This window comes from Streptomyces sp. NPDC048389, from assembly GCF_040706335.1.
In the GTDB taxonomy this organism is placed as follows: Bacteria; Actinomycetota; Actinomycetes; order Streptomycetales; family Streptomycetaceae; genus Streptomyces.
On sequence record NZ_JBEZKP010000012.1, the window covers coordinates 126747 to 151052 of the forward strand.

The window sequence follows — 24306 nt, forward strand, 5'->3', positions numbered from 1 at the left end:
CCGGCACCGCGTGCGAGGCTATGCCTCGGGCGCGGTGCCGTTCTTCCCGGCGTCGGGGGTGACGAACGAGCCCTTGCCGGGAACGGTGAAGATCAGGCCGCGCTCTCGGAGTTCGCGCATGGCGCGACGTGCGGTCAGTACGGCGATGCCGTACTCCTCGGCGAGGCGAGCAGGGGTGGGGATCATGCGGTCCGGCGCGTATTCGCCGGTGGCAATCTTCGCTGCGATCACGTCTGCCAGCTGCATGTACAGCGGGCGTCCCGACTCCGGATCAAGGCTCATGACCCAACACTAGATAGTCATACAAAGACACGTTCGGGTTGCTCTAGCTGTATCTTGATGCATCACTATGCATCACGCTCTTAGGGTTGCGGGACACGAAGACCCCGGCGAGGTGGCTAGACCTCCCGGGGCATGGCCACCAACTTCCCTAGGAGTTGATGACGTGCGGAACCCTATCGCGCACGCGCTGCACCGGGTCCTGATCCCTGTCCTTCTCCGCCTTCTGACGCTGACGCTTCCCGCGACCGGCAGGCACCGCGAGACGCCGACGGTGGAGAGCCGCCGTCCGGCGCCCCGCCCCACCCGTGTCCCGGTCCAGCGGTCGCCCTACGCCCGCGAGCAGGCCACCCTCCTCGACGGCGCCCGCTCGCCCCTCACCCGCCCCTACCTCGCGGCCCACTCCTGCCCGGCCGCGCAGCGCAGGCGGCGGCGGGCGTTGTGGCTGGCCACGGTCGGGGTGGACATCGACCACCGGAACATCCACGCCGTCGGCGGTGCCCGGTGAGCCGGGGCGTGACGGGCCGCTGCGGGGCGCGGCGCTCCGTGTACGCGATCGCGGCCGTGGTCCGGCCGGTGTGCGCCGGGTCGGTCTGCGTCCTGGCGTCGGGGCACGACGGCCCGCATCACGACCGGGCGGGCGACGCCTGGTGGGTGACGCCGGAGATCGCCGACGCGGTGAGCGTGTCCCTGCTCGCCCACGCGCTGGCAAGCGTGCTCGGCCGGCCGGGGGAGGAGACGTGACCGCCGAGGCGGCATCCGAGTCCGCGTTCCGGTCGCCGCGCTGCATCGTGGGCCGCCACGACCGCTGCCGCGATCACGTCCCGCAAGACAGCGGCGTACCCGGGGTGCGCCACCTGGTGTGCGACTGCCCGTGCCACGTCCCGGCTCCGGTCAGGTCCGAGAGGGGCCGCTGACCCTGCGTCGAAAAGGAGCCCCGGCACCGGCCGGGGCTCCTTCGAGGGCTACGCCAGGCCCGGGCCGCGCACCGGGATCGACGTGAACGTCGGGGCGGGCGCCGGGTCCTGGAAGAAGTCGTCGCCCTTGTCGTCCACGACGATGAACGCCGGGAAGTCCTCGACCTCGATCTTCCAGACCGCCTCCATGCCGAGTTCCTCGTACTCGACGACCTCGACCTTCTTGATGCAGTCCTGCGCCAGCCGGGCCGCCGGGCCGCCGATCGAGCCGAGGTAGAAGCCGCCGTGCGTGCCGCACGCGTCGGTGACCTGCTGCGAGCGGTTGCCCTTGGCCAGCATGATCTTGGAGCCGCCGGCGGCCTGGAACTGCTCGACGTAGGAGTCCATCCGGCCGGCCGTCGTGGGGCCGAAGGAGCCGGACGCGTAACCCTCCGGCGTCTTGGCGGGGCCCGCGTAGTAGACCGGGTGGTCCTTCAGGTACTGCGGCATCTCCTCGCCCGCGTCCAGGCGTTCCTTGATCTTGGCGTGCGCGATGTCGCGGGCGACGACCAGCGGGCCGGTCAGCGAGAGCCGGGTCTTCACGGGGTACTTGGACAGCTCGGCGAGCATCTCGTCCATCGGCCGGTTGAGGTCGATCTTGACGACGTTTCCGTCCTCGGCGAGCTGCTCGTCCGTGGTGTCCGGAAGGAAGCGCGCCGGGTCGGTCTCCAGCTGCTCCAGGAAGACGCCCTCGGCCGTGATCTTCGCGACGGCCTGCCGGTCGGCGGAGCAGGAGACGGCGATCGCGACGGGCAGCGAGGCGCCGTGGCGCGGCAGGCGCACCACGCGCACGTCGTGGCAGAAGTACTTGCCGCCGAACTGCGCGCCGATACCGATCTTCTGCGTCAGCTCGAAGACCTTCTTCTCCAGTTCCTCGTCGCGGAAGCCGTGGCCGAGCTCGGAGCCCTCGGACGGCAGCTCGTCCAGGTAGTGCGCGGACGCGTACTTCGCGGTCTTCAGCGCGAACTCGGCGCTCGTGCCGCCGACGACGATCGCCAGGTGGTACGGCGGGCAGGCGGCCGTGCCGAGCGAGCGGATCTTCTCCTCCAGGAACTTCATCATGCTCGCCTCGTTGAGCACGGCCTTCGTCTCCTGGTAGAGGAAGGACTTGTTGGCGCTGCCGCCGCCCTTGGCCATGAAGAGGAACTTGTAGGCGCCGCCGTCGGTCGCGTACAGCTCGATCTGTGCCGGGAGGTTGGAGCCGGTGTTCTTCTCCTCCCACATGGTGACCGGGGCCATCTGCGAGTACCGCAGGTTCAGCTCGGTGTACGCGTCGTAGATGCCGCGCGAAAGGGCTTCCTCGTCGCCGCCCTCGGTGAGCACGTTCTGGCCGCGCTTGCCCATGACGATCGCGGTGCCGGTGTCCTGGCACATCGGGAGTACGCCGGCGGCGGCGATGTTCGCGTTCTTCAGCAGGTCGAGGGCGACGAACTTGTCGTTGGAGGACGCCTCCGGGTCGTCGATGATCTTCCGCAGCTGCGCCAGGTGCGCGGGCCGCAGGAAGTGCTGGATGTCGCGGATCGCCTCGGCGGCCAGCTTGCGCAGGGCCTCCGGCTCGACCTTGAGGAACGTACGGCCGTCGGCCTCGAAGGTGGACACTCCTTCGGCGGTCACCAGGCGGTACGGCGTGGTGTCCTCTCCCAGGGGGAGCAGGTCGGAGTACGCAAACTCTGGCATTACGGCCATTCCTCACTCGACAGACGGCGGCGCCGCCTCCATTGGCGGCGCGCCCTCCAGCGTAGAACGACCGGAGAGTCCCGATCCTGTGAGGTAAGGCTCACTTGGAACGGATGTGGAGGCGGCGTGCGGTCGGAGCGGCGGCGTGTGCCCCTAGTCGCGATCTATCGCGTTTCGCTAGTGTGGTGCCGTGGACCTCGAGAAGCAGCCCCAAACGCCGGCCGCTCCCCAGACGCCGGCTGCCCCGACGGCCCAGGCCGGTGCCATCCGCGCCTCCGACGCCGACCGCGACCGGATCGCGGACATCCTCCGGGAGGCCCTGGCAGAGGGCAGGCTGGACGCCGAGGAGCACTCCGAGCGCATCGACGCGGTCTACCGCGCCAAGACCCTCGGTGAACTGGAACCGATCGTGCGCGACCTGCCCGCCGCCGGCCGGCGGCCCGAGGGCTCCGCCGCGCGCGCGTACGACGAGACCGGTGATCCCGGCGGCCCGGCGGAGAAACTCGTCGCCGTCTTCTCCAGCTCGACCCGCAAGGGCCGTTGGCGCGTGGGCCGCAGGACGAACGCGTTCTCGCTCTTCGGCAGTATCGAGATCGACCTCACCGAAGCGCTCTACGGGCAGCGGCTCTCCGTGATCAACGCGACCTCGATCTTCGGCAACGTCGAGGTGCGGGTCCCCGAGAACATCACCCTGCGCGGCAGCGGGACCGGCGTCTTCGGAAACTTCGAAGTCGTGACGCTGGAGGCCGCCGATCCCGAGGCGCCGGTGGTCGTCGTCAACGGCTACACGGTTTTCGGCAATGTCGAGGCGAAGCCCAAGCGCGGCCGACGCATCTCGGACCTCCACGACCGGATGCGCAAGCACTCCCGCTGACGAGCCGGCGGGCGAGGGGGGCCACGGCCTGCCCGAGGGGCGCATTCCGGCCGCACGCGCCGATCCGTAATTCCGTGCGTCGGAACTCAGTGCCACTCAGTGCATAGGCGTGCACACAGCGGGTAGGGACTGGTGCATCGTCTCTCGCTCGCGAATCCCCGTCGTCAGGAGTAGACCGTGCTGCAACTGCCGCATCAGTCCCTGCAGGTGGCCGCCGTGCCGCGCCAGCGCAATCCTGCCCCGCTCAGGGAGGACCAGGCGGGTCCCTGGCACGCGGAGGCGGTGTGCCGCCGTGACGAGGCGGGCCTGTTCTTCGCCCCGTCCAAGGAGCCAACTGCCGAGCGGCTGGCGCGGGAAGAGGCGGCGAAGCGGGTCTGCGCCCGTTGCCCGGTGATGGTGGAGTGCCGCGAGCACGCACTGCTCCAGCCCGAGCCGTACGGCGTGTGGGGCGGCCTCACCGCTGCGGAGCGCCGTGTGGTGCTGGCTCGCCGCAGGCGTCGCGACGTGGAGCTGAAGAAGCCGGCGTCCGCCGCCTGACCGTTCCGGCCGTACGGCTCGACCGAGGCACGTACGGGTGCGACCGAGGCCCGATCGAGCCCGCTGCGTACGGACCCGACGGATCCCGACCGTACGGAAAGGGGCGCCCCCGCACAAGGGCGCCCCTTCCGTCTGCCTGCCGGGGGCCGGCCCCCGTGACCGCCTACTGCGCGCGGTCGAAGTCGATCTGGCTGTACGCGCGGAGCTTGGACAGCCGGTGCGTCGAGTCGATCTGACGGATGGTGCCGGACTTGGAGCGCATCACCAGGGACTGCGTCGTCGCCGTCTCCGCCCGGTAGCGGACGCCGCGCAGCAGCTCGCCGTCCGTGATACCGGTGGCGACGAAGAAGACGTTGTCGCCCGAGACCAGGTCGTTGGTGCTCAGGACGCGGTCCAGGTCGTGGCCTGCGTCGATGGCGCGCTGCCGCTCCTCGTCGTCCTTCGGCCACAGCTTGCCCTGGATCACGCCGCCGAGGCACTTGATCGCGCAGGCCGAGATGATGCCCTCCGGCGTGCCGCCGATACCCAGCAGCAGGTCGACGCCGGTGCCTTCCTTGACGGCCATGATCGAACCGGCGACGTCGCCGTCCGAGATGAACCTGATCCGTGCGCCGGTCTCGCGGATCTCCTTGACGATCCCCTCGTGGCGCGGGCGGTCGAGGATGACGACCGTGACGTCGTCGGGGGACGAGTGCTTCGCCTTGGCGACGCGCCGGATGTTGACCGAGACGGGAGCGTTGATGTCGACGTAGTCGGCGGCCTCCGGGCCGGTGACGAGCTTGTCCATGTAGAAGACGGCGGACGGATCGAACATGGTGCCGCGGTCGGCGGCGGCCAGCACGGCGATGGCGTTGGGCATGCCCTTGGCGGTCAGGGTCGTGCCGTCGATCGGGTCGACGGCGATGTCGCACTCGGCGCCGGTCCCGTCACCGATCCGCTCGCCGTTGTACAGCATCGGGGCCTCGTCCTTCTCGCCCTCGCCGATGACGACGACGCCGTTCATCGAGACGGTGGAGACGAGGGTCCGCATGGCCTTGACCGCGGCGCCGTCGGCGCCGTTCTTCTCACCACGCCCGACCCAGCGGCCGGCGGCCATGGCGGCGGCCTCGGTGACCCGCACGAGCTCCAGGGCGAGGTTGCGGTCGGGGGCCTCGGGGGAGACCTCGAGCGGGGACGGCAGATGATTCTCGGTCATCGGAGCGCACCTTTCTGTACGACGACGGCCGTAAGTAAAGAGGGTGGGGCGACTCTATCGGTACGTCGACAAATTGAGCAGTGGGGGCCACGTTTGAGCACATCTGCCGGATGCGAACATGGGGGCGTGGCAGGTATGCGAGGCAAGCAGACGATCCGTGGGATGTTCCAGTCCATGGCGGTGATCGGAGTGGTCGTGGCGGGCATCTACATGCTCGTTCCGCACGACGAGAACCTGGACCCGATCAAGACCGTCGACTACCGCGTCGAGCTGGTCACCGCGCAGCGGGCAGCACCGTACCCGGTGGCGGCGCCCGAGGGACTGGGCGGGAATTGGCGGGCGACGTCGGTCACGTTCGACCGGGAGAAGGCACACGCCTGGCATCTCGGCTTCCTCGACCCCGACAACGAGTACGTCGCGGTCGAGCAGTCCACGGCGCGGGCCGCGGAGAAGTACGTCCGCGAGGTCACGCGCGACGCCGCGAAGACGGACCGGACGCGCCAGGTGGCCGGCGAGACCTGGCAGTACTGGGAGGGCCCCAAGTACGACGCCCTCGTGCTGACGGCCGACGGGGCGACGACGGTCGTGATGGGCACGGCGAAGCAGGAGCGGCTGGCGGAGATGGCCGCGGCGCTCACGTCCGAGGGGCCGGACGGCGCGGACGGGGGAACGTCGGCCGCGCCGTCGGCGAAGCCCTCCGCCGGTTCCTGACCGGGCCCCAGGCGTACGGGAAAGGCCGCCGGCTGCGCTACGGGGTCGGTCGGGTCCCCGCCGGGCGCCAGGCGTACGGGAAGGGCCCCTCCGGGGGTCCGGCTTCCCCCGCTGCCACTCCCGGGCCCCACGCGTACGGGAAAGGCCGCCGCATCCCAGGCGTACGGCGAAAGGCCGTCGCGCTCTGATGGATGGGTGCGGCGGCCTTTCGCACGTACGCCACGCGGTGCCCTGCGCGGCGTTTACGCGGGGTACGCGCGGTGCCCTGCGCGGCGTTTGCGCGATGCCCCTGCGTGGCGCTTACGCGGTGCGTGCGCGGTGCACCGCGTGGGGTACGCGCGGTGCACCGCGTGGCCTCTGCGCCCGCTCGGGGCGCGTCGGCTCAGACGGTGGTGACGACGTCCTCGTACGACAGGCGCGGGGAGCGCTGGAACCATGCGTCCTCACCCGGCTTGCCGATGTTGACGACCATCAGCGGCGTGTGGTCGTCGTCCAGGAACTCCTTCTGGAGGCCGGCGAAGTCGAGTCCGGTCATCGGGCCGGCGGCGAGGCCGGCGGCCCGGACGCCGATGATGAAGTACGCGGCCTGCAGGGCGGCGTTCAGTGCGGCGGCCTGCTCACGGGCCGGACGCTCGCTGAAGAACAGGTCCTTGGCCTGCGGGAAGTGCGGCAGCAGGGCCGGGAGCTCCTCGTGGAACTCGTTGTCGGCGGCCAGGATGGCGACCAGCGGGGCCGCGGCGGTCTTGGCCTGGTTGCCCTCGGCCATGTGCGAGACGAGACGCTCGCGGGCCTCGGAGGAGCGGACCAGTACGACACGCAGCGGGGTCTGGTTGAACGCGGTCGGGCCGTACTTGACCAGGTCGTAGATCGCCTGGACCTGCTCGTCGGTCACCGGCTCGTCGGCGAACGTGTTGGCGGTGCGGGCCTCACGGAAGAGGAGGTCCTGGGCGGCGGGGTCAAGAACGAGGGACATCGGGGGCGCGCCTTCCGCGTCGGGTGAGAATGCCTTACGGGCGCTTCCAACCGAACCCCAGTGCATTAAATTTCAACTACTTGGGGATTGTGGCACGGCTCACACCATCGCCCCGAAGGGCCGCCATGGCCCCGGCTACTCGCCGCCCGCTCCCGCCGCCCCGTCCGTGCCCGTCTCCTCGGGCTTCGCGAGAGCCGCGTCAAGGCGCGCCCGGGCGCCCTCCAGCCAGTGGCGGCACACCTTCGCCAGCTCCTCGCCGCGCTCCCACAGCGCCAGCGACTCCTCGAGCGTCGTGCCGCCCGCCTCCAGTCGGCGCACGACCTCGATCAGCTCGTCCCGCGCCTGCTCGTATCCGAGCGCGGCCTCTTCCGTCTTGGCAGCCATGCCATCCACCTTATGTATGAGATACGACAACGGAACCGCTGTGACCGCCCGGAAACGTCACTCTGCGACCCGCACCGGGAACTCGCCCTCCGCGACGCGCGCCCGCAGCGCGTCTCCGGCGCTCACCTCGCCCGGCGAGCGCACCACCGCGCCGTCGACGCGCTGCAGCACCGCGTACCCACGCTCCATCGTCGCCGCCGGCGACAGCGAGACGACCCGGGCCCGGGTGTGTGCCAGCTCCGAGTCGGCGCGGTCCAGCAGATGCCCCAGCACCCGCCTGCTGCGCGCGACCAGCGCGTCCACCTCGGCCTCGCGCTCGTCGACCATCCGCTGCGGACGCTCCATGCACGGCCGGGCCAACGCGTGCGCGAGACCGCGCTCCTCCCGGTCCAGCAGACCCTGCACGGTGCGCAGCGCCCGGTCCCGCAGCTGCCGCACCCGGTCCAGCTCCTCGCCGACGTCGGGCACGACCTTCTTCGCCGCGTCCGTCGGCGTGGAGGCCCGCAGATCGGCGACCAGGTCCAGCAGCGGGGAGTCGGGCTCGTGACCGATCGCGGAGACGACCGGGGTCGTGCACGCGGCCACCGCGCGGATGAGCTGCTCGTCGGAGAACGGCAGCAGGTCCTCCACGCTGCCGCCGCCGCGCGCCACGATGATCACGTCCACGTCGTCCAGCGCGTCCAGCTCCTTGACGGCCTGGACCACCTGCGTCACGGCGTGCACGCCCTGCACGGCGGCGTTGCGCACCTCGAAGCGCACCTGCGGCCACCGGCGGCGCGCGTTCTCCAGCACGTCCCGCTCGGCCGCCGACGCCCGTCCGCAGACCAGGCCGACCCGGTGCGGCAGGAACGGCAGCGCCTTCTTCCGCTCCGGTGCGAAGAGCCCCTCCGCGCCGAGGGAACGCTTCAACTGCTCGAGCCGAGCGAGCAGTTCACCGATGCCCACCGGCTTCATCTCGACCGCCCGCAGCGACAGCTGGCCCCGGGGCGCGTACCACTCGGGTTTGGCGAGCACGACGACGCGGGCGCCCTCGGCCACCACGTCGGCGACGGCGTCGAAGACCTGCCGGAAGCAGGTGACGCTCACGGAGATGTCGTACGACGGATCGCGCAGCGTCAGGAAGACGACACCGGCGCCCGGCCGCCGCGACAGCTGGGTGATCTGCCCCTCCACCCACACCGCGCCGAGCCGGTCGATCCACCCGCCGATGAGCCGTGACACCTCGCCGACCGGCAGAGGCGATTCCGCGGACGTGTTGAGAGCCATGGCCCGAGCGTAACGGCCCCCTACGACAACCCCCGGTCCGCGCCGTGAGGCGCCGCCCTGCCGGTGCGGGGGCAGCCCCCGTCGGCTGCCCGCCCCCGAGGGGCTGCGCGACCCCGGCCCGCCGGCTGTCCGGCCGTGCCCCGGGGTGGCTGCGCACCGTCGAAGGGCTGCTTGCCCGGCTCCCCGGCCCCGCCCCCGGGGCGGCTACGCGGCCCCGCTTGCCGGCCCGCCCCGGCGCCCCCGCTGCACCGACAGCACGGCCAGTCCGACCCCCAGCCACACCACGCCCACCACCTGCGCCGAGCCGGCCGCCTCCGCGATCACCGCGATCAGCACGCACGCGCCCAGGACCGGCACCACCAGGTGGCGCAGCCAGTCCGGCGTGCCGCCCCCTCGGCGCACGACGAACCAGCCGACCACACTCGCGTGCAACAGCACGAAGGCCGTGAGCGCGCCGATGTCGACCACCGGCACCAGGTGGTCCAGGCCGTCGTCCCGCCGGGCCGCCCACACCGCCGCCCACACCGCCGCCCACACCGCCGTCACCATCGTCACCGCCGCCGCCAGCAGCAGCGCGAGCCGCGGCACACCCGAAGTCCGTCCGCGCCAGTACCCGCGGCAGCCGCCCCTCGCGCGCCATCGCGAACAGCAGCCGCCCGGCCGCCGCCTGCCCGGCCAGCGCCGCGAACGCCGCACCGATCGCCTTGCTGACCGCCACCAGGTCGTGCGGCCAGGTCCCGACGGACGCGTCGACGGCGTCGTAGAACGCGGAACCCTACCGGGCCGGTTCCGCCGCCAGCTGCGCCGACGACAGCGGCTCCAGCAGCGCCACCAGATACGTCTGCGCCACGAACAGCAGACCGGTCGGTGCGAGGCAGAACAGCACCGCCCGCGCCACCTTCCGCGAACCCCCCGTCACCTCCTCCGCGAACGACGTGATCGCGTCGAAGCCGAGGTAGGACAGGACCGCCACCGACTGGCGACGACGTAGACGAGGGCGACCGCACCGCCCGACCTGGCGTCCAGCGTCCCGAACACGCCGACCGGGGCCATCGGCGCGATGAACAACAGCCCGTAGACGACCAGGTCGCGGAAGCCCAGCGTGCGCCGCAGCCCGTCGTGGTCGGCAACCTCACCGGTACCGGTCCCGGCCCCGGGCGCGGACCTGCCCCGGGCGCGGCGGCTCGCCTCATCACGTGCTCCCTCGCTCACCTGCCGGTCACGTGACGCGCAGTCTGCGGGCCGTGGCTGATCAATCACGTCTGCGACGCGGCCTTACGATGGGGGGCATGACTGCTACGCCTCCTGCCCGACGCGTCCTCCTCGCCGCTCCCCGCGGCTACTGCGCAGGTGTGGACCGTGCCGTGATCGCCGTCGAGAAGGCCCTCGAGCAGTACGGGTCGCCGATCTACGTCCGCCACGAGATCGTCCACAACAAGTACGTCGTGCAGACCCTGGAGAAGAAGGGTGCGATCTTCGTCGACGAGACGGCGGAGGTCCCGGAGGGGTCGATCGTCATGTTCTCCGCGCACGGCGTCGCGCCGACCGTGCACGAGGAGGCGGCACAGCGCAGGCTCGCGACGATCGACGCGACCTGCCCGCTGGTGACCAAGGTCCACAAAGAGGCCGTGCGGTTCGCCCAGGAGGACTACGACATCCTCCTGATCGGTCACGAGGGCCACGAAGAGGTCATCGGCACCTCCGGCGAGGCCCCCGAGCACATCACCCTGGTCGACGGCCCGGACGACGTGGCCGACGTGGAGGTCCGCAACCCCGACAAGGTCGTCTGGCTCTCCCAGACCACGCTCTCCGTCGACGAGACGATGGAGACCGTCGACGCGCTCAAGACGAAGTTCCCCGGCCTCGTCTCGCCGCCCAGCGACGACATCTGCTATGCCACGCAGAACCGCCAGATCGCCGTCAAGCAGATGGGCGCGGAGGCCGACCTGGTCATCGTGGTCGGCTCCAAGAACTCGTCGAACTCGGTCCGCCTCGTCGAGGTCGCCCTCGGCGCCGGCGCCAAGGACGCCCACCTGGTCGACTTCGCGGACGAGATCGACGAGGCGTGGCTCGAGGGCGTCTCCACCGTCGGCGTCACCTCGGGCGCGTCCGTACCGGAGGTGCTGGTCGAGGGCGTACTGGAGTGGCTGTCGCAGCGCGGCTTCGAGGACGTGGAGATCGTGAAGGCGGCCGAGGAGTCGATCACCTTCTCGCTGCCGAAGGAACTCCGCCGGGACCTTCGCGCGGAGGCGGCCGAGCTGTCGGCTCGGCCGTCCGGGCAGTGACGCTCAGCTCCTCCCTCTAACGTTGTGTCCATGAACGTCTTCGGAGTGGACATCGGCGGATCCGGGATCAAGGGCGCTCCCGTGGATCTGGATCGCGGAGATCTGGCGCAGGAGCGCCACAAGGTCCTGACACCGCACCCGTCGACCCCGGACGCCGTGGCCGACGGCGTCGCGGAGGTGGTGGGCAACTTCGGCTGGACCGGCCCGGTCGGCATCACCTTCCCCGGCGTCGTCACCGGCGGCATCACCCGCACCGCGGCCAACGTGGACAAGGGCTGGGTCGACAAGGACGCCGCCTCGCTGCTCGGGGAACGCCTCGGCGGGCTGCCCGTCACGATCCTGAACGACGCGGACGCGGCGGGCGTGGCCGAGATGACGTTCGGCGCCGGCCGCGGCCGCAAGGGCACCGTCATCCTGCTCACCTTCGGCACGGGCATCGGCAGCGCCCTCTTCGTCGACGGCCGCCTGGTGCCCAACACCGAGCTGGGCCACCTCGAACTGAACGGCCACGACGCGGAGAAGAAGGCGTCGACCAAGGCCAAGGAGGACGCCGACCTCACCTGGCCGCACTGGGCGCGGCGGGTACAGAAGTACCTGGAGCATGTGGAGATGCTGTTCTCGCCGGAGCTGTTCATCATCGGCGGCGGGGTGAGCCGCAAGTCGGAGAGGTTCCTGCCCCTGATCGAGGGCGTCCGGGCGGAGATCGTCCCGGCGGAGCTCCAGAACAACGCGGGCATCGTCGGAGCGGCGATGGCGGCGGCGAGCCGGTAGGGCGCGGCCGGGGGGACGGCGGTCGGGCGCCGGATCGTGCGGTCACTGCGCCGACGGTCACCGGCGCGCGCACGGTGCCGACCGCACCGGGGGCCGGCAGCGCGGAGCCGGGGGCGTAGGCAGTCCGCCGCGCAGGGGGCCGGCCGCGCCGGGTCACCCGTGCCGGCAGTCAGCCGCGTCGGCTGCGTCCTCCGCTGGGAGCCGACTGCGCCGGGGGCCACCCGCGCCGGTGGCCGACTGCGCGGGGGGCCGGCCGCGTCGGGGGCCGAGTGCGCTGGCTCACCCGTGCCGGGAGTCAGCCGCGCCGGCCTGCGCCGCCGCCCGTACGGCCCCGGCGCTGCCGCCGACCCATGGTCCGCAGCTTCCGTACGCAGGTGATGATCCCGGCGACCAGCGTCCCGCCGTACAGCCACCCCGCGTGCACGGCGAGCGCCGTCACCACGGCCATCGTCTGACCGCCGAACCCGCCGCTGCCCCCGGAGATCGGCACGATCCCGACGGTGAACGCGATCGGCACGATGATCGGCGCCATGACCAGGTCGGCCTCACGTACCCACAGCGCCGTGAGGGCGCTGACGGGCAGGAACAGGACCCCGTAGACGATCGCGGAGCCGTCGAGCAGCAACTGGTCGAGGCTGCCCAGGGCCAGCATGGTGGCGGCCCCGAACAATCCCGCGCCGAGCCCGGTGAGCCGGGGGTTCGGCAGCCGGCGCAGCGCCAGCACCAGCGGGGGGACGGGCCGAGGCGGGCGGGTGGGCACCGGGTACACGGTGGCGTCGGCGAGCGTGCCGGGTGCCGGAAGAGGGGCCTGCGGCTGCTGCCGGGGCCGGGGGCGACCTGTCCTGTGCTGCTCCACCCGCACAACGTAGGTCGAGAGGAGGGACGAAACCGGCACTAGACACGCCCTTTGGACGACCTTGGCGCTGCGTTCGACTCCGGCGGGCGTCGCAGGGCTCGACAGGCCGCCCGTAAACTGGGGGATCGGCCCCACCCCTCCCGGGCTGCGCGGGCCTCCCGCCAGTCCTTGATCCTCCACACTCTCCACGTCAGGAAGTCGCCAACGTGTCGCTCACGATCGGAATCGTCGGTCTGCCGAATGTCGGCAAGTCGACCCTGTTCAACGCCCTGACCAAGAACGACGTGCTGGCGGCCAACTACCCGTTCGCCACCATCGAGCCGAACGTGGGCGTCGTCGGGGTCCCCGACCCCCGCCTCGCCGTCCTCGCCAAGATCTTCGACTCGCAGCGCATCCTCCCCGCCACGGTCGACTTCGTCGACATCGCGGGCATCGTGCGCGGCGCGAGCGAAGGTGAGGGCCTCGGCAACAAGTTCCTGGCGAACATCCGGGAGTCGGACGCGATCTGCCAGGTCATCCGCGCCTTCAAGGACGAGAACGTCGTACACGTCGACGGCAAGGTCTCGCCCAAGGACGACATCGAGACGATCAACACCGAGCTGATCCTCGCGGACCTGCAGACCATCGAGAAGGTCCTGCCGCGCCTGCAGAAGGAATCGCGCATCAAGAAGGACGTGGCCCCGAAGGTCGCGGCCGTGGAGGCGGCGCAGGAGATCCTCGAGAAGGGCGACACGCTCTTCACCCACGGCATCGTCCAGGGCTCCGAGAAGGCCGAGCTCCTGCACGACCTGCACCTGCTCACGACGAAGCCGTTCCTGTACGTCTTCAACGTCGACGAGGACGAGCTGACGGACGACGCCTTCAAGGACGAGCAGCGCGCGCTGGTCGCCCCCGCGGAGGCGATCTTCCTGAACGCCAAGCTGGAGGCCGACCTCGCCGAACTCGACGAGGAGGACGCCCTGGAACTCCTCCAGTCCGTCGGCGCCGAGGAGCCCGGCCTCGCCACCCTCGCGCACGTCGGCTTCGCCACCCTCGGCCTCCAGACCTACCTCACGGCAGGCCCCAAGGAGACCCGCGCCTGGACCATCAAGAAGGGCGCGACGGCCCCCGAGGCGGCCGGCGTGATCCACACCGACTTCCAGAAGGGCTTCATCAAGGCCGAGGTCATCTCCTTCGCCGACCTGGTCGAAACCGGCTCGGTAGCCGAGGCCCGCGCGAAGGGCAAGGCCCGCATGGAGGGCAAGGACTACGTGATGCAGGACGGCGACGTGGTGGAGTTCCGCTTCAACGTCTGACGAACAGTCAAGAAATGTGCCCGGCCCGCTGGTTGGTGGGCCGGGCACGGGCGCCTGTCCGCGTGGACTCCTCGTCCCGCGAAGCGCTGAGGCGTTGGCGACGGGTCTGCTCGGTACGACCGTGGCCGGCGTGTCAGACCTTGACGACCTCTACGGAAGGGCCGCACAGGAGCGTCAGGTCCTCGGGGTCGGAAGTGAGGACAGTGACCGGCTGGGGCGCGTTGCGGGCGATGACGGCGAAGGCGGCGTCGATGGCGTACTTGTGGCCGTGGAGATGATGGGCGCGAAGGAGGGCGGCGGCCTCGTCGGTGACCTCCTTGGTGACGTCGTGAACGTCGACGCGGGAGAGGACCCACTTGATGCGGGCGGGGTGGATCCGCTCGTAATCGGCCTCAAGGGTGGTCATGGCGCTGGTGGCCACGCGGATGCCCTCCTCCGATGCCGCCTGCACCAGAGCTACGACGGTGCGGTCCTTGCGGTAGAGCTTGGACAGTCCTTCGCTGTCGAGCAGCAGGGTGCCGGGCATCAGGCGGCGGCCCCGCCGGCCTGCCGCTGGTCATGGCGCAGCAGCGCGCGGGCAGCCTCGACCTCTTCACGGGTGAGTTCGTCGTTGTCCGTCTCGAAGTCGGCGACGATCTCCCGGAGCTTGTCCATGGCGACTCTCTGCTCAAGGGCTTCGGCGACGTAGGCGGAGAAGCCGCCTGGGCCGACGTGGGCGCGCACGGCCTCGGCGAGGTCTTCGGGCAGGCTGATCGAATACTTCCTGCTACTGCTCATGGTGCCGATCCTACCAGTGGTAAGAACTCTCTGTCGGGGTGCCTTCGAAGGGGATGCGCGGTCCCGGCGGAGGACGCAGCTCGATGTGTCTTGGGCGGTTGTCCGACGTGGACGATCCACACGGTGAGCGCCCGATTGGTGCACAGGCATATCTCACGCGGTGGGCGTCGGGACTCAGGGATGAAGGTCCGTGCGGTCGATCGATGTGACGGCGACGAAGATGTTGTCGCCGACGGGGGCTTCGGTGGCAGGGACCACGTGCGGGCCTCTTCTGCCATGTGCTCCCAGGGCGCGGTCCAGTCGAGTTCCCAGCCCAGGCCGGTGCCGGAGATGCCGTACGTGCGGTCGGCGTCCACCCGTCAGAACTGGGAGTAGAGGATCACCTGAGCGTGGTCGGCCATGTCGTCTGAGCAGGTGCAGAATGCATCCCGCCTCTGGCACGAACACCTCCATGCGCCTTTCCCTCCAGTCTGCGAGGTGCCGAGTTCGGGGGCACAGACATGGTGCTACTCGATGCGCAGACCGGGCCGCGGCATCCGGACGGTTCGCTCAAGCGTGAAGGCGGGGCCTCGGCGGCGTGAAGGGGCGCTACCTCATCGACAAGTCTGCGCTGGCCCGGCGGGGCAAGCCGGAGGTGCGGGCGCGGCTGGACGCGCTGGATCGCGACGGACTCCTCGCGGTATGCGCCCCGGGGGTCGGCCCCTTGCCGTCTCCCGCGCTGGGGTGGTGCCGGGATTCCTGATCTGTCGTCAGGCGTCCGCTCTGCCCGGGAGTGGCGATAGTGGTACGTTATTCGGTACCACTATCGGAAGGGGTAGGTCATGTCCATAACTGCGAGCGAAGCCCGCAAGGCGCTCTTTCCGCTGATCAAGAAGGTCAACGACAATCACGAGGCCATCGAGATCGTCTCCAAGCATGGCAACGCGGTGCTCGTCTCGGCCGAGGACTATGCGGCGCTACGTGAAGGCTCGTACCTCCTGCGCTCTCCGGTGAACGCTCGGCGCTTGCTCAAGGCGTACGAGAACGCCCTGGCCAACATCAACGTGTCCGAGCGAGAGCTGGTCGACCCCGACTCACCGGATGCGGCACGTGAGGGTGCCGCGTGAGGCTCGTCTTCGAGGATCAGGGCTGGGAGGACTACACGTCCTGGCTCAAGAACGACCGGAAGATGCTTGCTCGGATCAACAAGCTCATCGAGGACGTGAAGCGTGACCCCTTCACGGGGATCGGAAAGCCCGAGCCGCTGAAGTACCACTTGCCCGGAGCATGGTCGCGACGGATCGACGACGAGCACCGCCTCGTCTACCTGGTCACGGACAGGGAAAACGTCATTCTCGCGGCTCGTTATCACTACTGACATCCGGGACGTCTTCTTGCGGGCGTGGCCCGTGCGGTGCACGCTGGCGACGGAAGGCGCTGCTAGGGCCACAGCCAGGGGTTATGTCGCCCATGGCTTGTCGCGGTCGGGCGTCGAGTCTTGAGCGGGCTCGGGTACCCGGCGGAAAGTCAATCCGCCGGGTACCGAGTCGATGTTGAGGTCCGAGTCGACACTCCGTCGGCGTCGGCCAGGGCCTCGACGTGCTGGAGCAGCCGGGATGGAGCCCCCGTGCGGGGACCGTGCCGGGATGACGTCCGAGAAAGCCGTATCTCCGCAGGTGGGACTGGCGGACTACGGGAGCCGCGAGGGGCCGGTTTCCGAGCAGGCTCGTCAGCGGGCGCGGCAGGTCTTCGACGAGGTGTTCGCCGAGGAGGGTGAGTGGCCCGCCGCAAGCTGAGTCATGAGGGGACGTTGGTCCTCGACAGTGAAGGGCTCTCGAAGCTGCTGGCCGGCGACGAGCAGGTGGTGGCTCTGGCCGCTGAGGCGCGCTCGCGCGGCATGGAGGTCGTGATCAGCGCGCTCACCATTGTCGAGGCCGTCGACGCCCGCACGAACACGTCCCGCCTGAGCGGGGTGTTCTCCGGGCTGCGCGTGGTCCCGGTGGGCGACGAGGAGGCGAGGGCAGCCTCGAGGCTGCTGATGGAGGCCGGTTTGCACGGGCGCAAGTACGCGATCGATGCGACGGTCGCCGAGGCCGCGCTGCGCCAGCACCGCCCGGTGGTCCTTTCTGCCTTACGGCTGGGGCGGGGCCGCACCGGACTCCGCCCCGGCGCTCATCTGCACCCCCGACGATCGCCATGCGGCGCCGAGCAGCTCGAACGGATGATGGAGGAGCTGCGACCGGGACGAGACGCTCAATCCGTACCGGTCTCGCCCTTGAGGAATCAGGACCCGTCAGTCCGTGATGACGGCGTCGCGGTGGATCCACTCCGGCCTGTGAGCCGCCTTGTACAGGAAGTCGGCGACATCCGCAGGCTGATTGTCGGGTTGCCCTTCATCGCGAGACGCTCGCCGACGAGGTAGGTGCCCTTGGCGGGGTCCTTGGTCAGCAAGGTCGGGTAGACCAGCGTCCAGTCGAGGCCGCTGGAGCGAATCGCCTTCTCCGCGATCTCCTTGTTCGCGTAGATGCCCCGGAGGAACGTGCGGTACATGGACTTCTGCGTGGTGCTCGCCGACTTGGTGAATTCAGCCTGGGGAACATCCCTCATCGTCCTGCTCGGAACACTCGTAGGCGCCGCCTTCAACCCCTGTCCTTGGTCGGCGGTCTCCGTGTAGCGCAGTAGCCGTGCCAAAGGGCCCGGCCATCACCGAAGAACGGCATCAGAAACACGATGTGCGCGAGGTACCACCAGGCCAGGGACCGGTCGAGACCGGGTAGCCACAGAAGTGCGCCCACTGCGACGCAGGCAGAGGGCCCGGCCAGGGCCACCATGGCTGTCTGGCGTGCGGTCATGGTCCCTTCCGGGATCACCGATGTGCGCCACGCTGTCCGCTCGATCGTGATGTGAGTGACCGTACGTATCCGTTTGAGGACGAGGGCGTGTGCCGACTCGTGCAGGGCGAACGGGGCCACGAGGCCCAGGGTGGCTGGTTTGACCAGCAGCACCCACGCCATCTCGGCTGGTACCGGGTCACCGGAGCGCGCCATCCAGACCAGAGCCGCAGCCAGGAGGACACCGGCGAACGCCAGCAGTGGCCACACCTGGGCGGCCACCGTCCAGCCAACGGTGCGGATTTTCAGGTCAGTTGCCGGGCATCTCGCTGAGGAGCTGGTCACGGCGCTGCTTCAACTCCCGGTAGATGATCTGAACTATCGTCAGGATGGCGGTGAGTACGAGGAACAGGAGGACGATCGGGACTGGATTGTCGATGCCGAGGGTGATGCCCGTTGCCCCGTTGTCCTTCTCCACCGTCTCGAAGACCATCGAACCGAAGAACGCCTTCCGTTCGCCGAACTCGTCACTGCCCGTTGAGAACATGAGGGCGAGCAGGGTAGCCGCTACCGTGACCAGAGTGAGCAGCGCGGCCCCTATGGCGGCCTTCACGACCGACCGTGCCTTGAGCATTCCTTCTCCTCGACTCGCTTGTGTGGATTCCTTGTACCGCGTACCGGACGAACGCGACGGCCGCTCCGGCAAGGCAAGCCGTCACCGCCCAGGGCGGGAGACTGAGCAGGCCCAGCCCGATCACTGACAGGCCCAGAATGATGACGACCACGGACAGCCCCAGGAACACGGAGAACGGATTGTCCTTCTCAGCCGGGAACACGATGCTGATACATGTGGTCATGATTGCCCCGCCCAGGCAGGATGCCAGCGCCACTGCGCTGGAGAGAAGCCGGTCCGGGTAGATCGCTGTCGTGATCGCGAGAGCGGGCACGGCGAACACCGAGAGCAAGACCAGCTGCGCCCTGATAAGCCGTACGTAGACCCCCCAGGCCGACGCCCGAGCGCCGGGCAGCATCCGCAACGGCTGGGTGGCGGTGAACTGATAGAGGCCACCGAAGGACAGGGCGGCGAGGCCCCACATGGGGTTCATCGAGGGTTTGGCCAGCAGCAGGTAGACGAACACGGCGACCGCCATCGCGGCGGCGGCGACGGTCTGCGCGCTGCGCAGCAGACACCAGTCATAGGGCCCCAGAACGCCCCGCAGCCGCACGCTTCCGGGGAGTTTCAGATAGCGGGACTGGCGTAGGTGCTGGTTCGGGGCGAGCGCGAAGGCCAGGCCCATGAGCACGGCCGAGACTGCCGCCACGGCGGCGAGGGTCAGCCAGGGCCCGTGCTCGTTCCACGCCCAGGACACCGACGTGGCCCAGGTGTACTCAGTCCGTTTGCTCAGATACGCGCCGGAGATGTCCTGGATCATCGGTGTCATCTGCGCGGAGTAGGAGGCCAGCGCCGCGAACAGGACGAGCACGTTGAGGATGCCCGCCATCCGGCTGAGCCCTATCAGCATCCACATCCGGGTCAGGAGCTGGTAGAGAACAGACAGCACCAGGTAGGTCAGGGCGACCGGCAGGATGACCGATGCCGTGATGTATCCGGTCGCGGACGGGCCGAGGAGGATCAGCGCGCTGACGGAGAGGGAGACCAGGCCGGCGGCGGCCACGACGGCGGTCATCGCCGCTTCGTACATGAGGAACGCCGTCGAGCGTTCCCGGTTGGTGACCGGTAGTTGATAGCTGAGCTGGAGCATCCCTTCGGCGTTGATGAACAACACCTTCACCAGCAGGAACGCGATCTGCACCCACAGCAGGAGAGACACCGTCGAGGTGTCGAACAGCAGTCGCCACACGGCCGCCTCGTCGGCCAGGGGACGCAGGAAGAAGTAGGCGGCAGTGCACATGACGCCCAGGAGCAGCACGGCCGCCACCATGACGAACACTCTGACCGGGGTGGACTTCAGGACTCCTGCCCGCAGTACCCGGCGGCGGAAGAAGACGAGGAGCATCCGGGCCAGGACGGCGGATTGCTTCAGCCGTACCGCCGTCATCGCTGGGACGTTTCGAGATAGTCGAACACCATGGCGGCCAGCGATCCGTTTTCTTCGACCAGATCCTTCGTCGGCTCGTCGTACACCACATGGCCCAGGTCGAGGAAGAGGGTCCTGTCGGCCAGGCGCTCCAGTACGGCGAAGTCATGTGTGCACAGAAGGATCGAGCGGCCCGCGTCACGGACCCGCCGGAACTCTCTCTCGGCGAGGTGCAGCGCTTCGAGGTCGATGCCGTTGAGGGTCTCGTCGATGATGGTCAGCGGCCGGCGCATCACGAGCGCGGACACCAGCTGCGTCTTCTTCCGCATGCCGTGCGAGTAGTCCTCGATGAGATGGTCGTAGCGGCCCTCCATGGAGAACTTACGGAACAGGCCGATGACCTCATCGTGGTCGACATCGAGGTCGAACAGTTCGCCCATCATGGAGATGTACTCGCGGGCGGTGAGGAACTCGGGCAGGTAGTCGTTGCTGGACAGATACATGCCCAGTTGCTTCGCCTCGGGCCGGGCGTGCTCATGGCCGCCGATACGAATGGACCCGGACTGAAGGCGTACGAGGTCGAAGATGTTTCTGATCAGTGTGGACTTGCCGGAGCCGTTGGGGCCGACGAGGCCGACGATCGCGCCTTCCTCGACCGTGAAGGACACATCCAGGAGAACGTTGACAATGCCGTCATAGGAGTAGCTGACGTCGTTGACATTCAGGAGAGACACTATCGCGTTGATCCTTTACCGAGTCCGTCACAACCAGGGCGGTGCCCAGGAAGCCCGGTACTACCGGGGGAGCTTCCTGGGCACCTGGCGAACACAGCCGTCAGGCGGCTACACGCATTCGGCGCTGACCTTCAGACCGAAGTTCTTGAAGGACCAGTTGCCGCTGAACCTCTTGTTCTGCTTCACCACACACCAGACGACCAGTCCGGCGAAGATGGTGGCGCCCAGGGCGAGGATGACAGCGGTGAAGATCAGGAACCAGGCGTCGTAGCGGACGAGTCCCTTGTCGACCTTCGTCCTGATCGACGCGATGGCACGTGCGGGCGCCGTGGTCGCAGCCACGTACGCGCCGATCGACGCGTTCGTGTAGGCGCTGACGGCCTTCGCCTGTACCGATTCGTCGGCGGCTATGGTTTCCCGTACCAGAGTTGACGCAGACACAGTTGTTCTCCCCTGTGGTTGATGTTGCGCCAAAGGTGTCATGTACCTGGCAAGAGGGCTAGTGTCCTGAAGGGCACCCCGCGGAGCACTTCCTGAGAATCGCGATGACGGCCGCCTCCGTCCGCGACGTGATCTCCAGCTTGATGAAGACGCTGGTGACGTGCTTCTTCACGGTTCGTTCCGTGATGCAGAGACGGTCGGCTATCACCGTGTTCGGCTGGCAGTCACCCAGCGCGGCGAGGACCTCGCGCTCGCGCTCCGTCAGAAGGGACAGGTCTACGTCACGCACCCAGGGTGGCATGTCGAACCCTCCGCGGCAGGCGTGAGTCTCTTCGTGATCATTACTTCTGTCTGATGGCAGTCTCATTCCGATTCCCCGTGGCGATGGTCATCCGCCCGTTCGTTCGACTGCACATGACCCGGGCGGTTTGGTCGGAACCGCTGGCTAGTCGCAGCGGCCACTGTAGGCACGGCGTGAACAGCGGGACAAGGGAACGACGTTGGGCTGCCGCCAATGCGACTCCGGAGGTTCAGCCCGGCGGAATCATGGACGGGCCGCATGCCTGTGAGTCAATCGCGTGGAGTTCCCGTGAAGCGGAATGACTGAGAGCCGTGTTGGGCGTGCGGCGACGTCCACCGTGACATTGGCACCGGACCGGTCCTGAACCCGTTCCCGATGGACCGAGCACGTCGCGGCCGGTAGGCCCACGCCCACCACAACCCGATGGACCCGCCCCGCAACGAGCGCACCGGGCTCTACCGGCCGAGAGCGCCCAAGCGGGTGCCCCGCAGCTTCCCCGACGAGGAGTGCAACGAGATCTTCGCCCGGCTCCCGCCGCACCGCGACCGGTCCCTGGTCGCCTTCTGCATCTCCACGGGCGCGCGTGCCGGCGAACTGCTCAGCCACCTGGCAGGCCGGTGCCGCCTGGCGGCCGGTGATCAAGCAATGGCTTCACGAGCGCGGCCTGAGGGCAGACTGGCGCATGCCAGTGGTGGGCCGGGCCCTGACGACGCTGATCAGTGCTGAGCTGCTGCGGCTTTCGGCGGGTTGGCCGGCCGCCGGGGCCAGTCGCCAAGGAGTGCTGGTCCGCTCCATGGCACACAGTCCCAGACGGATTCGAGCGCCTGCGAGAGCTGGGTGGACTTGCAGACCATCTCCACGATCACCGGCAGTCATAGTGATACATGGGTCCCCGGTGGTCGTGACCCGATCACTGACCGACGCCTGCGGGACTTCTTCGCCTCGACGGCGCTCGCCAACGGCATTCCCATCCATGAGGTCTCCCGCCGCCTTGGACATCGGTCCATCAAGGTCACCGCCGACATCTACGGACACCTCGTGCGGGCCTGGAGCCGATGCCGGGAGATCCTGCAGAGCGCCATGCGGCCGGTGCCCCAGGATCTGTCGGCGCAAGGCCATGTTGCCTGCGTCTTCGCTGCTCACGCCGGACCTGGCTGGTGGTACGGCCGGCCGAAAATGTTCTTGTTAGGCTGGCGTAAGAACCGCAGGCAGAGGGGAGGGACACGTTCGATGTGTGACCGTCCCGCGTCGATGTCTCTGGGAGGCTCGTCTGCTCGCTCCTGTTTTCTGGAACCGCTGGAGCGGCGGCCGATCGGTACGAACGGCTACGTCAGCACGTGGGGCGCGATCATGAGCGTCTGTCCACCGATGGATCGCTGAGCCCACCGCGTTCTCGCGGGGGTATATCACCGGCCGTCAGCCGGTGCACTGCCATGCGCCCCCTTCGTTGGAGACGTCTCTTTCATGTCTGTTGCCTCACGGATCACTACTGCCCTGCGCTCGGACGCGGTCGGCGGCTCGCTCTTGATCAGTGCCGCTGTCCTGGCGTTGGTCTGGGCGAACTCGCCCCTCGCAGACTCCTACGAGTCGCTGCGCTCCTTCACCTTCGGGCCCGCCGCTCTGCACCTGGACCTCTCCGTCGAGGCGTGGGCCGCGGACGGGTTGCTGGCGGTGTTCTTCTTCATCGTCGGCAACGAGCTGAAGCAGGAACTCGTCCACGGCGAGCTGCGCGACCCGCGCCGCGCTGCCCTCCCGATCGCCGCCGCCCTCGGCGGTGTTGTGGTTCCCGCCCTGATCTTCCTTGCGATCACTGCCACCTCTGGCGGGGAGGCGGCCGGCGGCTGGGGCATCCCGATGGCCACCGACATCGCCTTCGCTCTCGCCGTCCTGGCTGTGGTCGGCCGACACCTGCCCGTCCCGCTGCGCACCTTCCTCCTGACCCTGGCCACTGTCGACGACATGGTCGCCGTCCTGGTCATCGCCGTCGCCTACACCAGCGGCCTCGACCTGGCCGCACTCGCGCTCGCCGCCTTGGGCCTGGCGGCGTTCGGCTACCTGCAGAACGGCTCCGGTCGTGCCGTCACCCGCCTGCGTGCGCGGGTTCCGGGCTGGTCGTTGTTCGCCCCGCTCGCCGTGGTGATCTGGGCACTGATGCACGCCTCCGGTGTCCACGCCACCATCGCCGGCGTCGCGATGGGCCTTCTCATGCACACCCGAGCCCGCGACGGCGAGACGTTCTCGCCCTCCCACCGGGCGGAGGAGATGCTGCGCCCGTTCTCCGCCGGGATCGCGCTGCCGGTCTTCGCCCTCATGGCAGCCGGGGTCTCCCTGTCCGGCGCGGGAGGTTTCTGGACGTCCACCATCACCTGGGGCGTCCTCGCCGGACTTCTCGTGGGCAAGTTCCTTGGGATCTTCGGCGTCTCCTGGCTCACCAGCCGCTTCACCAGCGCCCACCTCAACCCCGGGATCGCGTGGGCCGACGTCGCGGGCATCGGCGTCCTCGGTGCGATCGGCTTCACCGTCTCCCTGCTGATCGCCGAACTCTCCTACAGTACGGACGCGCACCTCACCGACGCGAAGGGGGCCATCCTGCTCGCCTCCGTCCTCGCCGCGCTGTTGGCCGCTGTGATTCTCGGGCGCCGTAGTCGCCACCACCACCGCCTCACCCGGCACCAGGACGATCCGGGGGTGGCGCAGACGCGGATCTGACCGCTTCGCATCGGTGGCTGCGGGCAGACCATTCCGTCGTTCAAGGACCTGCCCGTCTACACCGCCGCGACCAAGGAAGCCGCGCGCTCGAGCGGTTCGCGGAGTTCGTCGACGCGTGGGGCAAGAAGTATCCGGCGATCGTCCGGCTACGGGAGAACGGGTGGGCGGAGTCACGCCGTTCCTCCGGTCAGACTCCGAGATCCGCCGCATCGTCTGCACCACGAACGCCGTCGAGTCCGTGAACGCCAGGATCCGGCGGGCAGTCGAGGCCCGCGGCCACTTCCCGAACGAGACCGCTGCCCTGAGGCGTCTCCATGGCCATCACGCCGCCAAAACGCCACTGAGCGGTGTGCATCGTGAAGTTGCAGGTCACGGGTCTGGTGTGCGGGCGTCCTTCCGTGCTCGCGCTGGTCGGCGGGCGGTGTCCACGATGAAG

General features: G+C 69.1%; 29 protein-coding genes and 5 pseudogenes. 17 read left to right on the forward strand and 17 right to left on the reverse strand.

Going from position 1 to position 24306, the window contains the following annotated elements:
• Positions 1–18: 18 nt before the first annotated feature.
• Positions 19–282, reverse strand: coding sequence for a winged helix-turn-helix domain-containing protein (locus AB0903_RS12145; protein ID WP_366701685.1), 264 nt, complete (start codon positions 280–282; stop codon positions 19–21).
• A gap of 163 nt (positions 283–445) precedes the next feature.
• Here AB0903_RS12145 and AB0903_RS12150 point away from each other — a divergent pair, with 163 nt between their 5' ends.
• Entirely contained in the window at positions 446–787 is a 342-nt protein-coding gene (locus AB0903_RS12150; RefSeq protein WP_366701687.1) for a hypothetical protein, read from the forward strand.
• Positions 788–795: 8 nt separating this feature from the next.
• A complete protein-coding gene (locus AB0903_RS12155) occupies positions 796–1023 on the forward strand; it encodes a hypothetical protein (RefSeq protein ID WP_366701689.1) in 228 nt (75 codons plus the stop codon).
• Between the two features lie 221 nt (positions 1024–1244).
• Here AB0903_RS12155 and AB0903_RS12160 read toward each other — a convergent pair whose 3' ends face one another.
• Entirely contained in the window at positions 1245–2921 is a 1677-nt protein-coding gene (locus AB0903_RS12160) for a fumarate hydratase (protein WP_366701691.1), read from the reverse strand.
• 181 nt (positions 2922–3102) lie between these two features.
• Here AB0903_RS12160 and AB0903_RS12165 point away from each other — a divergent pair, with 181 nt between their 5' ends.
• Entirely contained in the window at positions 3103–3786 is a 684-nt protein-coding gene (locus tag AB0903_RS12165) for a DUF1707 domain-containing protein (protein ID WP_366701693.1), read from the forward strand.
• A 177-nt stretch (positions 3787–3963) separates the two neighbouring features.
• Positions 3964–4323: a WhiB family transcriptional regulator gene (locus tag AB0903_RS12170; protein ID WP_366701695.1), complete on the forward strand. Its 360-nt coding sequence runs from the start codon at positions 3964–3966 to the stop codon at positions 4321–4323.
• Positions 4324–4486: 163 nt separating this feature from the next.
• Here AB0903_RS12170 and glpX read toward each other — a convergent pair whose 3' ends face one another.
• On the reverse strand, positions 4487–5518 hold the full coding sequence (gene glpX / locus AB0903_RS12175) for a class II fructose-bisphosphatase (RefSeq protein ID WP_366701697.1): 1032 nt from the start codon (positions 5516–5518) through the stop codon (positions 4487–4489).
• 135 nt (positions 5519–5653) lie between these two features.
• On the opposite strand from glpX, the gene AB0903_RS12180 reads away from it, so the two are divergent.
• Complete coding sequence (locus AB0903_RS12180) at positions 5654–6229, forward strand: DUF4245 domain-containing protein (RefSeq protein ID WP_366701747.1); 576 nt, start codon at positions 5654–5656, stop codon at positions 6227–6229.
• A gap of 382 nt (positions 6230–6611) precedes the next feature.
• Here the strand turns inward: AB0903_RS12180 and AB0903_RS12185 are convergent, their stop codons facing one another.
• The 4 genes and pseudogenes from AB0903_RS12185 to AB0903_RS12200 all read right to left on the reverse strand — a co-directional run bounded on the left by AB0903_RS12185 (position 6612) and on the right by AB0903_RS12200 (position 9965).
• Positions 6612–7202 carry a malonic semialdehyde reductase gene (locus tag AB0903_RS12185; protein ID WP_366701699.1) on the reverse strand — a complete coding sequence of 197 codons (591 nt, stop codon included), beginning with the start codon at positions 7200–7202 and terminating at the stop codon, positions 6612–6614.
• A 135-nt stretch (positions 7203–7337) separates the two neighbouring features.
• On the reverse strand, positions 7338–7586 hold the full coding sequence (locus AB0903_RS12190; RefSeq protein ID WP_366701701.1) for an exodeoxyribonuclease VII small subunit: 249 nt from the start codon (positions 7584–7586) through the stop codon (positions 7338–7340).
• Positions 7587–7643: 57 nt separating this feature from the next.
• On the reverse strand, positions 7644–8852 hold the full coding sequence (gene xseA / locus AB0903_RS12195) for an exodeoxyribonuclease VII large subunit (protein ID WP_366701703.1): 1209 nt from the start codon (positions 8850–8852) through the stop codon (positions 7644–7646).
• Positions 8853–9056: 204 nt separating this feature from the next.
• Positions 9057–9965 (reverse strand): annotated as a pseudogene (locus tag AB0903_RS12200) (hypothetical protein).
• A gap of 176 nt (positions 9966–10141) precedes the next feature.
• On the opposite strand from AB0903_RS12200, the gene AB0903_RS12205 reads away from it, so the two are divergent.
• Both AB0903_RS12205 and ppgK read left to right on the forward strand, forming a co-directional pair.
• Positions 10142–11137 (forward strand): 4-hydroxy-3-methylbut-2-enyl diphosphate reductase, encoded by a 996-nt coding sequence (locus AB0903_RS12205; RefSeq protein ID WP_366701705.1) that lies wholly within the window; start codon positions 10142–10144, stop codon positions 11135–11137.
• A 30-nt stretch (positions 11138–11167) separates the two neighbouring features.
• The gene (gene ppgK, locus AB0903_RS12210; RefSeq protein ID WP_366701707.1) at positions 11168–11908 is read left to right on the forward strand and encodes a polyphosphate--glucose phosphotransferase; all 741 of its coding nucleotides are present in this window, start codon (positions 11168–11170) and stop codon (positions 11906–11908) included.
• Positions 11909–12203: 295 nt separating this feature from the next.
• Here ppgK and AB0903_RS12215 read toward each other — a convergent pair whose 3' ends face one another.
• Positions 12204–12764, reverse strand: a complete 561-nt coding sequence (locus AB0903_RS12215; RefSeq protein ID WP_366701709.1) for a DUF6542 domain-containing protein — start codon at positions 12762–12764, stop codon at positions 12204–12206.
• A 206-nt stretch (positions 12765–12970) separates the two neighbouring features.
• Here AB0903_RS12215 and ychF point away from each other — a divergent pair, with 206 nt between their 5' ends.
• Positions 12971–14059: a redox-regulated ATPase YchF gene (ychF, locus tag AB0903_RS12220; RefSeq protein ID WP_366701711.1), complete on the forward strand. Its 1089-nt coding sequence runs from the start codon at positions 12971–12973 to the stop codon at positions 14057–14059.
• Positions 14060–14192: 133 nt separating this feature from the next.
• On the opposite strand, the gene AB0903_RS12225 is transcribed toward ychF, so the two are convergent.
• Positions 14193–14585 carry a DNA-binding protein gene (locus tag AB0903_RS12225; protein ID WP_366701713.1) on the reverse strand — a complete coding sequence of 131 codons (393 nt, stop codon included), beginning with the start codon at positions 14583–14585 and terminating at the stop codon, positions 14193–14195.
• Positions 14585–14836: a hypothetical protein gene (locus AB0903_RS12230; protein ID WP_366701715.1), complete on the reverse strand. Its 252-nt coding sequence runs from the start codon at positions 14834–14836 to the stop codon at positions 14585–14587. Before AB0903_RS12230 ends, AB0903_RS12225 begins: the two co-directional genes overlap by 1 nt.
• A gap of 577 nt (positions 14837–15413) precedes the next feature.
• Between AB0903_RS12230 and AB0903_RS12235 the strand changes: the two are divergent.
• The 5 genes and pseudogenes from AB0903_RS12235 to AB0903_RS12255 all read left to right on the forward strand — a co-directional run.
• A pseudogene (locus tag AB0903_RS12235) lies at positions 15414–15527 on the forward strand (VapC toxin family PIN domain ribonuclease); the annotation flags it as partial.
• A gap of 130 nt (positions 15528–15657) precedes the next feature.
• On the forward strand, positions 15658–15942 hold the full coding sequence (locus tag AB0903_RS12240) for a type II toxin-antitoxin system prevent-host-death family antitoxin (RefSeq protein WP_366701717.1): 285 nt from the start codon (positions 15658–15660) through the stop codon (positions 15940–15942).
• Entirely contained in the window at positions 15939–16193 is a 255-nt protein-coding gene (locus AB0903_RS12245; protein WP_366701719.1) for a Txe/YoeB family addiction module toxin, read from the forward strand. The genes AB0903_RS12240 and AB0903_RS12245 overlap by 4 nt, the downstream gene beginning before the upstream one ends.
• Before the next feature lie 268 nt (positions 16194–16461).
• Positions 16462–16611: a hypothetical protein gene (locus AB0903_RS12250; protein ID WP_366701749.1), complete on the forward strand. Its 150-nt coding sequence runs from the start codon at positions 16462–16464 to the stop codon at positions 16609–16611.
• A pseudogene (locus tag AB0903_RS12255) lies at positions 16593–16940 on the forward strand (DNA-binding protein); the annotation flags it as partial. The gene AB0903_RS12250 and the pseudogene AB0903_RS12255, both read left to right, overlap by 19 nt.
• A 168-nt stretch (positions 16941–17108) precedes the next feature.
• Here AB0903_RS12255 and AB0903_RS12260 read toward each other — a convergent pair.
• From AB0903_RS12260 to AB0903_RS12290, 7 genes and pseudogenes are all read right to left on the reverse strand, one after another.
• Positions 17109–17392 (reverse strand): annotated as a pseudogene (locus tag AB0903_RS12260) (NAD(P)H-binding protein); the annotation flags it as partial.
• Between the two features lie 62 nt (positions 17393–17454).
• Positions 17455–17928, reverse strand: coding sequence for a hypothetical protein (locus tag AB0903_RS12265; protein WP_366701721.1), 474 nt, complete (start codon positions 17926–17928; stop codon positions 17455–17457).
• Between the two features lie 28 nt (positions 17929–17956).
• Positions 17957–18193, reverse strand: coding sequence for a hypothetical protein (locus AB0903_RS12270; RefSeq protein WP_366701723.1), 237 nt, complete (start codon positions 18191–18193; stop codon positions 17957–17959).
• Positions 18174–19706: a hypothetical protein gene (locus AB0903_RS12275; RefSeq protein ID WP_366701725.1), complete on the reverse strand. Its 1533-nt coding sequence runs from the start codon at positions 19704–19706 to the stop codon at positions 18174–18176. The genes AB0903_RS12270 and AB0903_RS12275 overlap by 20 nt, the downstream gene beginning before the upstream one ends.
• Complete coding sequence (locus AB0903_RS12280) at positions 19703–20419, reverse strand: ABC transporter ATP-binding protein (protein ID WP_366701727.1); 717 nt, start codon at positions 20417–20419, stop codon at positions 19703–19705. Before AB0903_RS12280 ends, AB0903_RS12275 begins: the two co-directional genes overlap by 4 nt.
• 108 nt (positions 20420–20527) lie before the next feature.
• The gene (locus tag AB0903_RS12285; RefSeq protein ID WP_366701729.1) at positions 20528–20860 is read right to left on the reverse strand and encodes a hypothetical protein; all 333 of its coding nucleotides are present in this window, start codon (positions 20858–20860) and stop codon (positions 20528–20530) included.
• Between the two features lie 58 nt (positions 20861–20918).
• Positions 20919–21149 carry a LuxR C-terminal-related transcriptional regulator gene (locus AB0903_RS12290; RefSeq protein ID WP_366701731.1) on the reverse strand — a complete coding sequence of 77 codons (231 nt, stop codon included), beginning with the start codon at positions 21147–21149 and terminating at the stop codon, positions 20919–20921.
• A gap of 435 nt (positions 21150–21584) precedes the next feature.
• Between AB0903_RS12290 and AB0903_RS12295 the strand changes: the two genes are divergently transcribed.
• The 4 genes and pseudogenes from AB0903_RS12295 to AB0903_RS12310 all read left to right on the forward strand — a co-directional run.
• Positions 21585–21887 (forward strand): hypothetical protein, encoded by a 303-nt coding sequence (locus AB0903_RS12295; RefSeq protein ID WP_366701733.1) that lies wholly within the window; start codon positions 21585–21587, stop codon positions 21885–21887.
• 111 nt (positions 21888–21998) lie between these two features.
• On the forward strand, positions 21999–22541 hold the full coding sequence (locus AB0903_RS12300; protein WP_366701735.1) for a hypothetical protein: 543 nt from the start codon (positions 21999–22001) through the stop codon (positions 22539–22541).
• A gap of 84 nt (positions 22542–22625) precedes the next feature.
• A complete protein-coding gene (gene nhaA, locus AB0903_RS12305) occupies positions 22626–23870 on the forward strand; it encodes a Na+/H+ antiporter NhaA (protein WP_366701737.1) in 1245 nt (414 codons plus the stop codon).
• A 199-nt stretch (positions 23871–24069) separates the two neighbouring features.
• Positions 24070–24183: pseudogene (locus tag AB0903_RS12310) on the forward strand (transposase); the annotation flags it as partial.
• Positions 24184–24306: the final 123 nt, after the last annotated feature.

Excerpts from the sequence above, each read along its gene's own strand:
- AB0903_RS12145 (WP_366701685.1), bottom strand. The coding sequence starts at position 282 with ATGAGCCTTGATCCGGAGTCGGGACGCCCGCTGTACATGCAGCTGGCA.
- AB0903_RS12160 (WP_366701691.1), bottom strand. The coding sequence starts at position 2,921 with ATGGCCGTAATGCCAGAGTTTGCGTACTCCGACCTGCTCCCCCTGGGA.
- glpX (WP_366701697.1), bottom strand. The coding sequence starts at position 5,518 with ATGACCGAGAATCATCTGCCGTCCCCGCTCGAGGTCTCCCCCGAGGCC.
- AB0903_RS12180 (WP_366701747.1), top strand. The coding sequence starts at position 5,654 with ATGCGAGGCAAGCAGACGATCCGTGGGATGTTCCAGTCCATGGCGGTG.
- AB0903_RS12185 (WP_366701699.1), bottom strand. The coding sequence starts at position 7,202 with ATGTCCCTCGTTCTTGACCCCGCCGCCCAGGACCTCCTCTTCCGTGAG.
- AB0903_RS12190 (WP_366701701.1), bottom strand. The coding sequence starts at position 7,586 with ATGGCTGCCAAGACGGAAGAGGCCGCGCTCGGATACGAGCAGGCGCGG.
- xseA (WP_366701703.1), bottom strand. The coding sequence starts at position 8,852 with ATGGCTCTCAACACGTCCGCGGAATCGCCTCTGCCGGTCGGCGAGGTG.
- AB0903_RS12205 (WP_366701705.1), top strand. The coding sequence starts at position 10,142 with ATGACTGCTACGCCTCCTGCCCGACGCGTCCTCCTCGCCGCTCCCCGC.
- ppgK (WP_366701707.1), top strand. The coding sequence starts at position 11,168 with ATGAACGTCTTCGGAGTGGACATCGGCGGATCCGGGATCAAGGGCGCT.
- AB0903_RS12225 (WP_366701713.1), bottom strand. The coding sequence starts at position 14,585 with ATGCCCGGCACCCTGCTGCTCGACAGCGAAGGACTGTCCAAGCTCTAC.
- AB0903_RS12230 (WP_366701715.1), bottom strand. The coding sequence starts at position 14,836 with ATGAGCAGTAGCAGGAAGTATTCGATCAGCCTGCCCGAAGACCTCGCC.
- AB0903_RS12240 (WP_366701717.1), top strand. The coding sequence starts at position 15,658 with ATGTCCATAACTGCGAGCGAAGCCCGCAAGGCGCTCTTTCCGCTGATC.
- AB0903_RS12250 (WP_366701749.1), top strand. The coding sequence starts at position 16,462 with ATGACGTCCGAGAAAGCCGTATCTCCGCAGGTGGGACTGGCGGACTAC.
- AB0903_RS12270 (WP_366701723.1), bottom strand. The coding sequence starts at position 18,193 with ATGTTCTCAACGGGCAGTGACGAGTTCGGCGAACGGAAGGCGTTCTTC.
- AB0903_RS12275 (WP_366701725.1), bottom strand. The coding sequence starts at position 19,706 with ATGACGGCGGTACGGCTGAAGCAATCCGCCGTCCTGGCCCGGATGCTC.
- AB0903_RS12295 (WP_366701733.1), top strand. The coding sequence starts at position 21,585 with ATGGACCCGCCCCGCAACGAGCGCACCGGGCTCTACCGGCCGAGAGCG.
- nhaA (WP_366701737.1), top strand. The coding sequence starts at position 22,626 with ATGTCTGTTGCCTCACGGATCACTACTGCCCTGCGCTCGGACGCGGTC.